This is a genomic window from Paraburkholderia ginsengiterrae, from assembly GCF_001645125.1.
GTDB classification, from domain to species: domain Bacteria; phylum Pseudomonadota; class Gammaproteobacteria; order Burkholderiales; family Burkholderiaceae; genus Paraburkholderia; species Paraburkholderia ginsengiterrae.
This window is the reverse complement of the sequence record NZ_LXKA01000328.1, coordinates 25,046-37,771: the sequence shown is the minus strand read 5'-3', so window position 1 is coordinate 37,771 and position 12,726 is coordinate 25,046. Positions and strand designations below refer to the sequence as shown.

The 12,726-nt window shown below is 60.8% G+C and carries 10 protein-coding genes; 7 read left to right on the top strand and 3 right to left on the bottom strand.

Translation table 11 applies throughout. The features are described 5' to 3' along the window. Positions 1-61 precede the first annotated feature (61 nt). The 6 genes from A6V37_RS23955 to A6V37_RS23930 all read left to right on the top strand — a co-directional run bounded on the left by A6V37_RS23955 (position 62) and on the right by A6V37_RS23930 (position 8,692). Positions 62-985 (top strand): amidohydrolase family protein, encoded by a 924-nt coding sequence (locus A6V37_RS23955; RefSeq protein WP_064266479.1) that lies wholly within the window; start codon positions 62-64, stop codon positions 983-985. A 410-nt stretch (positions 986-1,395) separates the two neighbouring features. Beyond that, positions 1,396-3,135: a CocE/NonD family hydrolase gene (locus tag A6V37_RS23950; protein ID WP_064266480.1), complete on the top strand. Its 1,740-nt coding sequence runs from the start codon at positions 1,396-1,398 to the stop codon at positions 3,133-3,135. Between the two features lie 63 nt (positions 3,136-3,198). Continuing rightward, a complete protein-coding gene (locus A6V37_RS23945; protein WP_064266481.1) occupies positions 3,199-3,987 on the top strand; it encodes an enoyl-CoA hydratase/isomerase family protein in 789 nt (262 codons plus the stop codon). A gap of 79 nt (positions 3,988-4,066) precedes the next feature. Next, positions 4,067-5,803, top strand: a complete 1,737-nt coding sequence (locus A6V37_RS23940; RefSeq protein WP_064266482.1) for an AMP-binding protein — start codon at positions 4,067-4,069, stop codon at positions 5,801-5,803. Positions 5,804-5,921: 118 nt separating this feature from the next. Continuing rightward, positions 5,922-7,676, top strand: coding sequence for an FAD-dependent oxidoreductase (locus A6V37_RS23935; protein ID WP_064266483.1), 1,755 nt, complete (start codon positions 5,922-5,924; stop codon positions 7,674-7,676). Between the two features lie 98 nt (positions 7,677-7,774). Beyond that, positions 7,775-8,692 carry a hydroxymethylglutaryl-CoA lyase gene (locus A6V37_RS23930; protein ID WP_064266484.1) on the top strand — a complete coding sequence of 306 codons (918 nt, stop codon included), beginning with the start codon at positions 7,775-7,777 and terminating at the stop codon, positions 8,690-8,692. An 81-nt stretch (positions 8,693-8,773) separates the two neighbouring features. Here the strand turns inward: A6V37_RS23930 and A6V37_RS23925 are convergent, their stop codons facing one another. The 3 genes from A6V37_RS23925 to A6V37_RS23915 form a co-directional block, all read right to left on the bottom strand. Further along, the gene (locus A6V37_RS23925; protein ID WP_064266485.1) at positions 8,774-9,457 is read right to left on the bottom strand and encodes a TetR/AcrR family transcriptional regulator; all 684 of its coding nucleotides are present in this window, start codon (positions 9,455-9,457) and stop codon (positions 8,774-8,776) included. A 151-nt stretch (positions 9,458-9,608) separates the two neighbouring features. Next, positions 9,609-10,682 carry a maleylacetate reductase gene (locus tag A6V37_RS23920; RefSeq protein ID WP_064266486.1) on the bottom strand — a complete coding sequence of 358 codons (1,074 nt, stop codon included), beginning with the start codon at positions 10,680-10,682 and terminating at the stop codon, positions 9,609-9,611. Positions 10,683-10,727: 45 nt separating this feature from the next. Beyond that, positions 10,728-11,612, bottom strand: coding sequence for an intradiol ring-cleavage dioxygenase (locus A6V37_RS23915; protein WP_064266487.1), 885 nt, complete (start codon positions 11,610-11,612; stop codon positions 10,728-10,730). 131 nt (positions 11,613-11,743) lie between these two features. Here A6V37_RS23915 and A6V37_RS23910 point away from each other — a divergent pair, with 131 nt between their 5' ends. After that, the gene (locus A6V37_RS23910) at positions 11,744-12,694 is read left to right on the top strand and encodes a LysR family transcriptional regulator (protein WP_064266488.1); all 951 of its coding nucleotides are present in this window, start codon (positions 11,744-11,746) and stop codon (positions 12,692-12,694) included. The last annotated feature ends 32 nt before the right edge of the window (positions 12,695-12,726 follow it).

Below are 12,726 nucleotides of genomic sequence, written 5' to 3'. Positions count from 1 at the left end.
GTACGAGCGGCATGGGTTGTCGCTCCCGATACGCCAGAGACTAGTTCAGGAGACAACGGTCATGTCGAAGCGAAAGATTGATACGCACCAGCACTTTTTGCCGAAACTCTATGTGGACGCAGTAGGTCTGGATTTGCTGAATGCGGCGATGCCGAACGGTATTGCCCCAAGCTGGTCCGTCGAAGCGGCCCTCGCGATGATGGATGAGAACGGCATCGACGAGGGGATCCTGTCCATCTCGTCCGGCCCAACGCTTCCGGACGCGCCCACGCTGCTGAGAAAATGCAATGACCATGCCGCGGAACTCAGGGCACAGAATCCCGGACGGTTCGGCTCCTTTGCGAGCTTGCCGCTGCCGGATGTCGACGCCGCGCTGAAGGAAGTCAGCTACAGCATCGACCAGTTGAACGTCGATGGCTTCATTGTGTTTACGAACTACAACGGCATGTATCTGGGCGATCCGCATTTCACGCCGTTGTGGGAAGAACTGGACAGGCGCGGGGCGGTGGTCTTCATTCACCCCAACCAGCCGCCTCACGACATTCCGAAGGTTGCTCCCGCATCTGTGATCGAGTACCCGTTCGAGACCACCCGCACGGCCACCAGCCTGATCATCTCCGGTGCAATGAAGCGCTTCAGGAATATTCGCTTCATCCTGTCGCATGCCGGAGGAACGCTGCCGTTTCTCGTACCGCGCATCGCGCTCTCCGTTTCCATGATGCCTGGTGGAACTGAGCGAGCGGGCGATACGTATGAAGCGGTGAGGGCTTTCTACTTCGACACGGCCCTTGCGGGCGGCTATGCACCCCTGAGCGCGCTGGCGCAAGTCGCGGATCCGGACCACATTCTCTTCGGTTCAGACTTCCCATTCGCGCCGGTCAGCGCAATTCGACAGTTCGGGAAAGTGCTGGATGACATCCAGATCCCTGGCATCGACATGACAAAGGTGTATGGGGAAAACGCCGCCCGCTTGCTTGGGCGCTAGTGGCATAGGCAGCTAGCCACTCCCCACTTTGCTGACGGGGGCGAAGCAATTTTCGCCCCTCACGCTACTTGATGTGGCGGTTTGCAGCGCCGCACCGCTCGCATGCCGAGCCACGCGATCTCATCGTCACTCGAACGTCTCGTTTGTCCAAACCGCTCACGGTGGCGTCCCGATTCCATTGCCACTGGATCGTACCAATTAGCAGGACCTCAAACTTTTGCTATCCATCACATAGTTCGCCTTGCATACTTTACGCGTGTAAAGTATAGTGAATTCACGAAAGCTGCTTGATCGTGTGGTCTTCGCCAGGAAGCGAACGGGATACGCGGGTCGGCAGATAACGGGTGACTTTTTTAGACCAGACATGACTGTCTGTTGAGGCCATGCGCGCCTACGAAACAGGAGGAGACATGATTGAGGAACGCGACGTCGTCGTCACGATGCGGGACGGTACCCGCCTTGCGGTAGACGTCTATCGGCCGGATGGCGACGCCAGGTATCCGGTTCTGTACGCTTCGGCTCTGCACAACAAGGATCTCCAGGGGCCGGACATTGCCGATGTGCTGCCTCCGCAGCCCGCGCATGCTCCGCTCTGGTTCGGGCCGGTCGAGGCAGGCGACACCCGCCGCTTCGTCGCCAATGGCTATGTGCACGTCATTGCGCAACCTCGGGGTTCAGCCAAGTCGGAAGGCCACTATGGCGAGGAGAACACCGACCACTACGACATGATCGAATGGATCACGCAGCAGCCGTGGTCAAACGGCAAGGTCGGGATGGTGGGGATTTCGGGCTTCGCGGGCGAACAGTGGCGTGCGGCCGGCCAAGGACACCCCGCACTCAAGGCAATCTTCCCGTATGACGCGTGCAGCGCATATGGCGGCATGTTCGGGTTCCGGGACTTCAATCCCGGCGGCGTGCTCCACACGTTCCCGTACCTGCTCGACGTTTTCAGCACGGTGCATGAGCCGCGCGGCGTGCCGGGTCCGTTGCCCGACGAGCAGGAGCAGCTGTGGCGCGAAGCGATGCGCAATACCGACTACAAGATGTACATCAACCTCTACAACATCCTGACGCAGAAGGGCCAGCGTACGTGGGTGATGTATCACATGATGACGAACCCGTGGGAGGCGGACGGGACCGTCGAGCGTGCCGAAGAAGCGTTCAAGTCGATCAAGGTGCCGTACTACACCGGTTCCGGCGCCTACGCGTACACCTACAAACTGCACTGGCTCGGCGCCCAGCACTACTTCAAAAACGTCAAGCAGCCGCGCAAGCTGATCTTCACCGGGCCCGCGCATCTGGAGCGTCCATTCCATCAGTACCACGACGAAGTGATCCGCTGGTACGACTACTGGTTGAAGGGCATCGACACCGGCATCATGGATGAACCCCCGGTCCGTTACTGGGTCATGGGCGCCAACGAATGGCGAACGGGGACCGACTGGCCTTTGCCGGAAACGAAGTGGGAAAAGTATTACCTCGGCGGTTGGGAGGGGCTTTCCACCAACGCTCCGCGGCCCGCGTCGGAAGTCGGCAATTCGCATCGCGAGCCTGATGTCTTCACGCAGATGCCGCTCAAGAAGACCTCCAAGGTCGAGCGCCTGCGCTACATGACCGAGCCGCTCGCCGAGGATGTGCTGGTTGCCGGTCCCATTTCGCTGACCCTCTACGCGGAGATCGACCAGCCGGATACGAACTGGATCGTCGTGCTAAAGGACGTCGGGCCCGATGTATCGGTTGTCACGGCGCGCGTTGGCGAACGATCGGTTCCGGACACGCTGCCCGAACGTGAACTCACGCGCGGCTGGCTGAAAGCGTCTTATCGCGCAACGGATCCCGATCGCTCCACGCCGGGCGAGCCGTTCCACAAGATGACGAAAGACTCGATCGAACCGGTCACGCCAGGCGAGATCGTCAAGTACGAAATCCAGATTCTCGCAACGGCAAACCAGTTCAAGGCCGGTCATCGAATCTGTATCGAGATCTGCAGTCTCGACGTGCCGACCGGCACGGGCGCAATGACTGACGTCGAGTACATCCCTTATCACGTGTGCAGCAGCGACACGGTTACCCACAAGATTTACCGTGACGCGGAGCGCCCGTCGCACTTGCTGCTTCCGATCGTGCCGGTGAAGAAACAGGGCTCCTGATTGATTAATCACGCCGCGCCGTCACGGACGCGCGGCGACTTTAACCAGAATTTGAGGGTAACGATGAAAAGCATACGTTTTGAGCGCGATGGCAACGTTGGGAATATCGTCCTGGCGAATCCGCCGTTCAACAGACTGGATGTGCGCTTTGCAGAGTGTCTGCGTGACGCGGTTCACGAGGCTAGCCAAAGCAACATCCGGGTGCTCGTGATTCGCGCAGAGGGTCCCAACTTCAGCCTCGGCGGGGAAGTGCGCGAATGGCCGGGTAAAGATCTGAACTGGTTCCGCACGTTCGTCGCGGAAGTCAACACGTCGTATCGCGCCATCGAGGCACTGCGAGTTCCCACCGTGGCAGTCGTGCAAGGCCTGGCGTTCGGCGGCGGTTTCGAACTCGCGTTGGCCTGCGACTTCATTGTGACGGCGTCCGACGCCGTGTTCCGCTGCGTCGAGGTCACCACCGCGATGCTGCCCATCGCCGGAGCGCTTCAGCGCCTTGCCGAACGTGTCGGCCGCAGCCGCGCCTCGCGGTTCGCGATGCTGGGTGAAGGCATCCCCGGCGACGTGGCCGTCGATCTCGGTATCGCGACACACGTTGCCGAACCCGATGCGCTCGAACGTGTCGCCGGCGAACTGATCGCGCGCCTCGCCGACGGCCCCACGCTCTCGTACGCGGCAACGCGCACCTTGCTCAAGGCGTGGTCGAGCGGCGGCATCACCGCCGCGGACGCGGTCATGCTGGATATCACCATGGACCTGTACAACACAGAGGACGCCACGCGAGGTTTTGCCAACACGGCCAAGGCGTTCGATGTCGATGAAGAGCCAGGCGATCTGGTCTTTTACGGGAAATAGCCTGACGCGGCTTGAGGGCTGACGGAGGCGACTGACTCTCTCCGGCCCGACACGCACAGCAATGATGGAGGATGGGTTCATGCAAACTTTACAAGGTTCCATCGGATTGACCACGCCTGCCGATGGAGTTGCCTACGTAAGGGGTTCGACGGAAGTTCCGTTGAGCGAGTCGACGATCGGCCAGTTCTTGCGGGATACCGCGCTCCGGTTCCCCGATCGACCCGCTGTCGTTTTCCGCGAACAACAGGTGCGTTGGACATGGAAGGAACTGGACGAGCGCGTCGATCAGCTCGCCGCGGGTTTCCTGTCGCTGGGACTCGGCAAGGGAGATCGCGTCGGTATCTGGTCGCCCAACCGGTTCGAATGGGTGCTTACGCAGTTCGCGACGGCGCGCATTGGCGCGGTGCTGGTCAACATCAACCCCGCTTATCGCGTTTCGGAACTCGAGTATGCGCTGCGCAAGGTCGGATGCAAGGCACTCGTCACGGCCGAGAGTTTCAAGACGTCGAACTACATTTCGATGTTGCTCGACATCGCGCCGGAGCTGGCATCGCAGCAACCGGATAGTCTGAATGCCGCGCGTTTGCCGGATCTTCGCACGGTGATTTCCGTGGGCGATTGGAGCGTATCGGGTGTGATGCCATTCCACGCGGTCATGCAGCGCGGTCAGGGCGTGCTTCAGGAGCAAGGGCGCGATGTCATCGATGCAATTGAGCCAACGCTTTCCGCGCAAGACCCGATCAACGTGCAGTTCACGAGCGGCACCACCGGCAGTCCGAAAGGGGCGACGCTGACCCATCGGAACATCGTCAACAACGGGCGCTTTGTCGCGATGGCGATGAAGTTCACCGAAGCCGACTCGCTGTGTATTCCGGTTCCTCTCTACCACTGCTTCGGCATGGTGATGGGCGTGCTGGCGTGTACGTCGACAGGTGCGCAGATGGTGTTCCCGGGCGAAGCCTTCGACGCCGGCGCGACGCTCGCGGCCATTGCGGAAGAGCGTTGCACGGCGCTGCATGGTGTGCCGACCATGTTTATCGCCGAGTTGGGGCATGCGGAATTTGCCTCGTTCGACCTGAGCAGCCTCAGGACCGGCATCATGGCCGGCTCGCCGTGCCCGATCGAGACCATGAACCAGGTCGTGGCCAAAATGAATATGCGCGAAGTCACGATCGCGTATGGCATGACCGAGACCAGTCCCGTTTCATTCCAGAGTGCGACGACCGATCCGCTGGACAAGCGCACCACGACCGTTGGGCGGATCCAGCCTCATCTCGAAGTCAAGATCGTGGACTTCGATGGCCGTACCGTCGGGGTCGGTGAAACCGGCGAGCTCTGCACGAAAGGTTATTCGGTGATGCTGGAGTACTGGCAGGACGAAGAGAAAACACGCGAGAGCATTGTCGACGGCTGGATGCATACAGGTGATCTGGCAACGATCGACGCGGACGGCTACTGCAATATTGTCGGCAGGCTGAAGGATATGGTGATCCGGGGCGGGGAGAACATCTACCCGCGTGAAGTCGAGGAATTCCTCTTCCGGCATCCGAAAATCCAGAACGTGCAGGTATTCGGCGTGCCGGACGAGAGGACCGGTGAGGAGCTGTGTGCGTGGATCGTGCTTCGACAAGGCGAGGGTTCTACCGAGGAAGAAATCAGGGAATTTTGCCGAGGACAGATCGCTCACTACAAGGTGCCGAAATACATTCGCTTCGTGAATGAGCTGCCGATGACCGTTACCGGGAAAGTGCAGAAATTCGCGATGCGCGAGGAGATGATCCGCTACCTGAATCTGACCGAGCGCAAAACCGCCTGATTGGGTTGTGCAAGCCGGTTAGTCACGCGAAAAGCTGTACGCGTGACAACAGGAAGATTAGATATCCATATCAATATGGATCGAAGAGACAAAGGCATTGAACCATTGGAGGTGTCGAATGTATGAAATAACCACGGATGTACTGATCGTCGGGTCGGGCCCAGCCGGCTCCGCTTGCGCCGCGCTGCTTTCGACGTACGGCGTCAAGAATCTGCTCGTCAACCAATACCGTTGGCTGGCCAATACGCCGCGTGCGCACATCACGAACCTGCGCACGATGGAAGTGCTGCGGGACCTCGGTCAGCAGGTGGAGCAGGAAGCCTACCTGCATGCGACCAATGAAGATCTGATGGGCGGCACGGTATTCTGCGAAAGTCTGACCGGCGAAGAAATCGGCCGCGTGCCGAGCTGGGGCCTGCATCCGCTTTCGCGTGCGGAGCGCCAGCTGTCGAGCCCGGCAAAAATGAACGATCTGCCGCAGACGTTCATGGAACCGCTGCTGTTCAAAACGGCTTGCGCGCGCGGTACCGAGGCGCGGATGAGCACCGAATATCTGAGCCATACGCAAACCGACGATGGTGTGGTGACGCTCTGCCGCGACAAGTTGTCGGGTGAAGAGTTTACGGTCAAGTCGAAGTACCTCGTCGGGGCGGACGGCGGCAATTCCAAGGTCGCAAAAGACGCGGGCCTGCCTTTCGAAGGGCAGATGGGCGTTCGCGGATCGATGAACATCTGGTTCCGCGCCGACCTGTCCGAGTTCGTTGCGCATCGCCCGGCGGTGCTGTACCCGATCATGCAGCCGGGCGCGGAAGTGGGCGGCATCGGCATGGGACTGATCCGGATGGTGCGCCCGTGGAACGAGTGGCTGATCGTGTGGGGATACGACATCAACGAGCCTACCCCGGTTGTGGACCACGAGCGGGCCACCACGATTGCACGTCAACTGGTCGGCAAACCGGACCTCGAAATCGAACTGTTGGGCACGAGCACGTGGACGGTGAATAACATGTACGCCACCCGCATGCAGAACGGCAAGGTGTTCTGCATGGGCGATGCCGCTCATCGTCACCCGCCGTCGGGCGGCTTGGGCTCCAACACGTCGATTCAGGACGCGTTCAATCTTTCATGGAAACTCGCGGCCGTCATCAATGGACAAGCCGGCGAAGCGCTGCTTGATACCTACACGGTCGAGCGTGCGCCGATCGCGAAGCAGATCGTCACGCGCGCGAATCAGTCGATTGCCGAATTCGCGCCGCTTTATAGCGCGCTCGGCATCGACGAGTCGAACGACGGCGCGGTCATGCAAGCGAATATGCATGCCCGCAGCCAGTCTACCGAGGCAGCGGAAAAGCAGCGCATGGAAATTCGCGACGCGTTGGCGTTCAAGCGCTACGAACTGGACGCGCACGGCGTGGAGATGAATCAACGCTACCGATCGAGCGCCGCGGTGACGGACGGTGAGGCCGAACCGGAATTCAAGCGTGACCGTGAGCTGTTCTACCAGTCGACGACCTGGCCCGGCGCGCGCCTGCCGCACGCGTGGGTTTTCGATTCCCGCGGACGCCAGCACTCGACGCTCGACCTCGCGGGACATGGCCGCTTCGCGCTGTTCACGGGGCTCGGCGGTGAAGCATGGGTCGATGCCGCCGCGAAAGTCGGCGAGGAGTTCGGCTTGAAGATCGACGTGCACGTCGTTGGCCCTCGCCAACCGCATGCGGACTACACGGGCGACTGGTCGCGTGTGCGCGAAGTCAGCGACAGCGGCTGCGTGCTGGTGCGTCCTGACCATCACGTGGCATGGCGCAGCGTCAAGCTGTCGGACAATCCGCAAGCCGAACTTCGCCGGGTCTTGCAGCACGTTCTTTCGAAGTAAAAGCTGAGGGCGAACGTTTCGCCGGCGGTGCGTGCGGTTTCGCATCGCCGGCGAAACGTATTGGCATATTGGATCACCAGGAACAATGGGGTGCTGGCATGGGGCGCGATCTTCCCAAACGCGTACAGGTTGTCGAAGTCGGGCCTAGAGATGGGCTGCAGGCGGAAAGCAAGTTCGTTTCCACCGAGACCAAGATCGAGCTCGTCGATCGACTGGTCGGTGCCGGCGTACGCCGGATCGAAGCGGCGTCTTTCGTGTCGCCGAAATGGATTCCGCAAATGGCGGACGGCGCGGCCGTCATGGCGGGGATAGATCGCCGGGCCGGCGTAACGTATGCCGCGCTAACGCCCAATATGAAGGGGCTCGAGGGTGCGATAGCGAGCAAGGCGGATGAGGTCGTTATCTTCGGGGCCGCGAGCGAGGCATTTTCTCAGCGCAACATCAATTGCTCCGTGGCCGAATCCCTCGAACGCTTTGCTCCTGTGGCACGTATGGCGAAAGCAGAAGGGTTGCAATTGCGCGCCAGCATTTCGTGCTCGTTCGGGTGTCCTTATCAGGGGCCGGTGAGTGTGGATGCCGTCGTCGATATGGTCAGGCGTTTTCGTGATCTGGGCTGCGACGAAATCGACATCGCCGATACGATCGGGGTGGGCACGGTACATCACGTCCAGCAGGTCGTTGAGGCTGCCGCGAGAGAATTTCCGTTGGACCGCCTCGCCGGCCACTTCCACGATACCTATGGGCAAGCGTTGGCCAATATCGTTGGCGCGCTGCAGGTCGGTATGTCGGTGTTCCATTCGTCGGTTGGCGGACTGGGCGGCTGCCCCTATGCCAAGGGTGCCACCGGCAACGTCGCCACTGAAGATCTGCTTTATCTACTGGACGGTCTTGGGATTGAAACAGGCATCGATCTCGACGCGGTTGTGTCGATTGGCGATTGGGTGAGTCAGCAGATGGGCCGCGACAACGGCGCGCGCGCAGGTAAGGCGCTGATGGCGAAGCGGGCAAGCAATTGACTAGCTGAATGATGACCTGAGTGATCACCCGAGTGATCACCTGCGCCAGGCTCGGCACCGAGCCTGGATCCTATCGGTGACCTACGTCGGCGCCCAGGCTCCAAACACGAGCTGTTCAACCGCGCGCCAATACTCCTCTGCCAGCGCGGGATCGGACGGCGACCGATTACTGGTCGCCGAAAATTCCGGACCGAATCCCGACAAGGTCGACGTCAAACTGATCAACATGTAGTGAAAAACGATCGGTTCGACTTTGGGTAGCGCGTTTTCTTCCTGCGCAGCACGGATTTGCGGCAGCAGCCATTCGATCAGTGGTTTCAAGCTTGAATCGGCGAGCCATTGCAGCCGCGCGCTGTGACCCAGCGACTCCTGAAGGATGAAGCGGTGAAATTCGGGGAAGTCTACCGTGAACTGAAAGAGTGCCCGGTAAGCCAGCTTGAGCCGCTCGATTGCACTGGCCGGACCGAAACTGGACAGACTTGCGTCGCGTTCCTGCCGGACGCGCTGGAATACATGTTCGGCGACCGCCTGCCAAAGAATTTCTTTGGACCGGAAATGATAGGTAATCAGCGGATGCTGGACCCCAATGCGCTCGGCAATGCTGCGAATACTCGCGGCCTTGAAACCTTTGGTGGAGAATTCAGTGAGGGCGGCGTTCAGGATGGCGCAGCGAGTGTCTTGCGCTCGCTGCTGTTCAGCACGCTTCAGTTCTACCGGACGATGCGCTCCGACAGGTCTTTCAACTGACAGTGTTCGTGATGCCATGTGCGGATACGCTGCGACAGGTTAGCGGCAAACTCTATACTGTACAGTAGCATAGTTTTATTTCCCGCGCCCGCTTTTAATATAGGGTCTGCTGCGGGATAACTCGTCGCTTTGGCAATATCGGCAACAGTGGCAACAGAGGAAACGCGTCTTACAAGCCATCCTTTGGCGCGCTGCCGTCGAATGCCCGCTGCAGCAGCGCGCGAATCGCTTCGCGCTCCAGCGGGCGGGGATTCCAGTAAGCGTTGTTACATGCGATGTCAGCGGCCTCGTCGAGTTGCTCCTCGCGCATGCCGATTTCCTTCAACGCGACGGGTGCGCCGTTCGCGCGCGCGAGTTCGTAGAGACCTTGCGCGGCATTGTCGTGTCCGATCGCACGCGCGATGCGTTTCATCGCATCGGGTACGGCGTGCGCGTTGTAAGCCAGCGCGTGGGGCAGCACGATGGTATGGGTGGGGGCGTGCGGCAGGTTGTAGCTGCCGCCCAGCGTGTGGCACAGCTTGTGGTGCAGCGCCATGCCGACACTGCCGAGCACCGTGCCGCATAGCCAGGCGCCATACAGCGCATCGGCGCGTGCGGATGGGTCGTTCGGCTGCGCAACGATCGCGGGCAAGCTGCGCGCGAGCGCCGCGATGCCTTCTTCGGCCATGAGGCTGGTCAGCGGATTGGCATCGCGTGAATACAGTCCTTCCGCTGCGTGGGCGATGGCGTTGATGCCGCTCGTGACCGACATGCCAACCGGCAGCGTGAGGGTCAGGTCCGGATCGTAGACCACCGTTTTGGGCAAGACGCGCAAGTCAGTGCCGGTGCGTTTCAGACCCGCATCGGTCAGCCCGAAAATGGGCGTCATTTCACTGCCCGCGTACGTGGTCGGGACGGCGAGAATCGGCAAGCTCGTCTCGAGGGCGATGGCCTTGGCGAGTCCGATGGCCGAGCCACCACCCACGGCGATGACGCAGTCCACGTTCAATGATGCAACGACCGTACGTGCCTCGGCGACCAGTTCAACCGGCACGTGCATGACAGCGCGATCGAATACGCCGGCTGCGCGCGCGCCCAATTGCTCGGCAACCGACGAACCTAATGCGCGTTGCTCGGGACTGCAGAGAACCAGCGCGCGCTGTGCCTGCAGCGCTTGCACTTCGCGTTCGACATGGGCGCGTGAACCGCTGCCAAAGACAACACGCGTGGCACGCCCGTTATAGACGAATTCAGAGGTAGACATATCGGGTCCCGGCGAGAGTATGGGTGAGCGTATCGGCAAGCCGCATCACGACACATGCTCTAAAGGATTGAGAACGAAGTCATAGTCGAGCGTATAGAACGGGGTGTCCATCACGGTGCCGTCCGGTGCAACGCCCGCTGGGTGTTCCACCCAGTCGACGATCAAAGTTGAACGCACGCCGAATACCGCATCAGAGTCGAGGTATTGGTCGCCGTTGCGGAACACGTGCGTGATCAGCGGCTCATAGCCCGGAGCCTTGACCCAGAAGTGGAGGTGGGCCGGGCGCCACGGATGGCGTCCGAGCGCATCGAGCATGCGGCCTACTGGCCCGTCGTGCGGAATCGGATAGGCCTCGGCGAGAATCGAGCGGAAGTGAAAGCGTCCGTCAGGCAGCGTCTGCAAGCGGCCGCGTGCCTGGAAATCGACCTTGGGGTCGTCGGGGTTGACATACTGGACGTCGTAATTCCCCTCCTCGTCCGATTGCCAGACTTCGATCTCGGCACCGGCGACGGGCTCGCCCGAAAGACCCTCGATCCGCCCGGAAACAAAACAGGGGCGGCCAGACGCACCGTTGGAAATATCGTCACCGTTCTTGTATTCAGGGGCACCCGAAACAAAGAAGGGGCCCAGAACCGTGGCTTCCGTGCATTCGGCCGGCTTGCGGTTGTTCTGTGTCGTCACCAGCATCGAAAGACCCAGCGTGTCGGACAGGAGTACGAACTCCTGACGCTTGTCGTCGGTGATATGGCCGACGTCTGTGAGGAAGTTGATGGCGTGTGCCCATTCGCTCTCGGTCAGCTTGACCTCTCTGGCGAACGAATGCAGATGCTGCACAAGGCTGGTCATCACGGTGCGCAGCCGGTCGTCGGAACACCCGGACATCGCGGCGAGCACCGCCTGGGTGATGGTGTCTTCGGTGATGTTGCGCATGATGTCTCCTTGGGTTTTGTGTTGCCGACCGCATCGGCTGGATCTCCAATGTACGCACTGTAGCGGCGTTCTGCGCGGAGAAATATGCGCTATAGTGAAAACATATTTCCAGCTAGCGGAAGAATCGCGATATGGATCGCCTCACACAAATGGAGTTCTTCGTGCTGACGGCAGACCTCGGGAGTCTGTCCCAGGCGGCCGAACGGCTCGGCATATCGAATGCGGCGGCGAGCCGCATGCTGAGCGCACTGGAAGACCGGCTGGGCGCGCGCCTCGTCGAACGAACCACCCGGCGGCTGTGGCTAACGGATGCGGGGCGCGAATATCGGCGCCGCTGCGGGTCGATCCTCTCAGAGCTGGCCGAAGCGGACACCGCGGTCAGCGATATGGCGCAGCAGCCGAGAGGCGTGTTGCGTGTTACCAGTTCGGTATCGTTCGCGGGGTTGCACATCGCACCGTGGTTGCCCGAATTCAATCAACGCTATCCCGAGCTCGTCGTGCAGATAACGGCGGCGAACCGTTACCCGAATTTCATCGAGGCAGGCATCGACGTCGCGATCCGCACGCGCGAGCATGAAGGCGATTCGGGCATCACCGTGCGGCGGCTCGCGCATACGCGGCGCGTGCTGGCCGCTTCGCCCGGTTATCTGGCCCAGCACGGCGAACCGCGCACCCCTGAGGAGCTCGCGCAGCACAACATGCTCGTCTATAGCTACGCGGTGAACCCGTATCAGTTGCAACTGAAGCGGGGCAGGGAGCGGCGCAACATTCCGATCAATGCGATGCTGGAGTCGAACGAAGGGCAGGTCATTTGCGCAGCCGGCCGCGCCGGCCTGGGAATCGTCATTCAACCGTTGTACATCGTGCATGACGACATCGTGGCGGGCCGCCTGATTCCGTTGCTGGGCGACTGGGAACTGGCGCCTCTCACGATCAACATTGCGTACCAGAGCCGCCGGAACCAGCCCGCGAAGATTCGCGTATTTGCGGACGCGCTCACCGAGTATGTCCGGAAACTGGACCTGGAGGCTCGCTGGACCACCTTGCCAAGCAGCCCTTCACGCGCGCAAAAGAAGAACTGACCGGCGCGGCCGCCTTGGTCGCGCCGCGCCAT

Coding starts and splice junctions, on each gene's coding strand:
- A6V37_RS23920 (WP_064266486.1), bottom strand. CDS start 10,682: ATGTCTACCTCTGAATTCGTCTATAACGGGCGTGCCACGCGTGTTGTC.
- A6V37_RS23950 (WP_064266480.1), top strand. CDS start 1,396: ATGATTGAGGAACGCGACGTCGTCGTCACGATGCGGGACGGTACCCGC.
- A6V37_RS23925 (WP_064266485.1), bottom strand. CDS start 9,457: ATGGCATCACGAACACTGTCAGTTGAAAGACCTGTCGGAGCGCATCGT.
- A6V37_RS23935 (WP_064266483.1), top strand. CDS start 5,922: ATGTATGAAATAACCACGGATGTACTGATCGTCGGGTCGGGCCCAGCC.
- A6V37_RS23930 (WP_064266484.1), top strand. CDS start 7,775: ATGGGGCGCGATCTTCCCAAACGCGTACAGGTTGTCGAAGTCGGGCCT.
- A6V37_RS23940 (WP_064266482.1), top strand. CDS start 4,067: ATGCAAACTTTACAAGGTTCCATCGGATTGACCACGCCTGCCGATGGA.
- A6V37_RS23955 (WP_064266479.1), top strand. CDS start 62: ATGTCGAAGCGAAAGATTGATACGCACCAGCACTTTTTGCCGAAACTC.
- A6V37_RS23915 (WP_064266487.1), bottom strand. CDS start 11,612: ATGCGCAACATCACCGAAGACACCATCACCCAGGCGGTGCTCGCCGCG.
- A6V37_RS23910 (WP_064266488.1), top strand. CDS start 11,744: ATGGATCGCCTCACACAAATGGAGTTCTTCGTGCTGACGGCAGACCTC.
- A6V37_RS23945 (WP_064266481.1), top strand. CDS start 3,199: ATGAAAAGCATACGTTTTGAGCGCGATGGCAACGTTGGGAATATCGTC.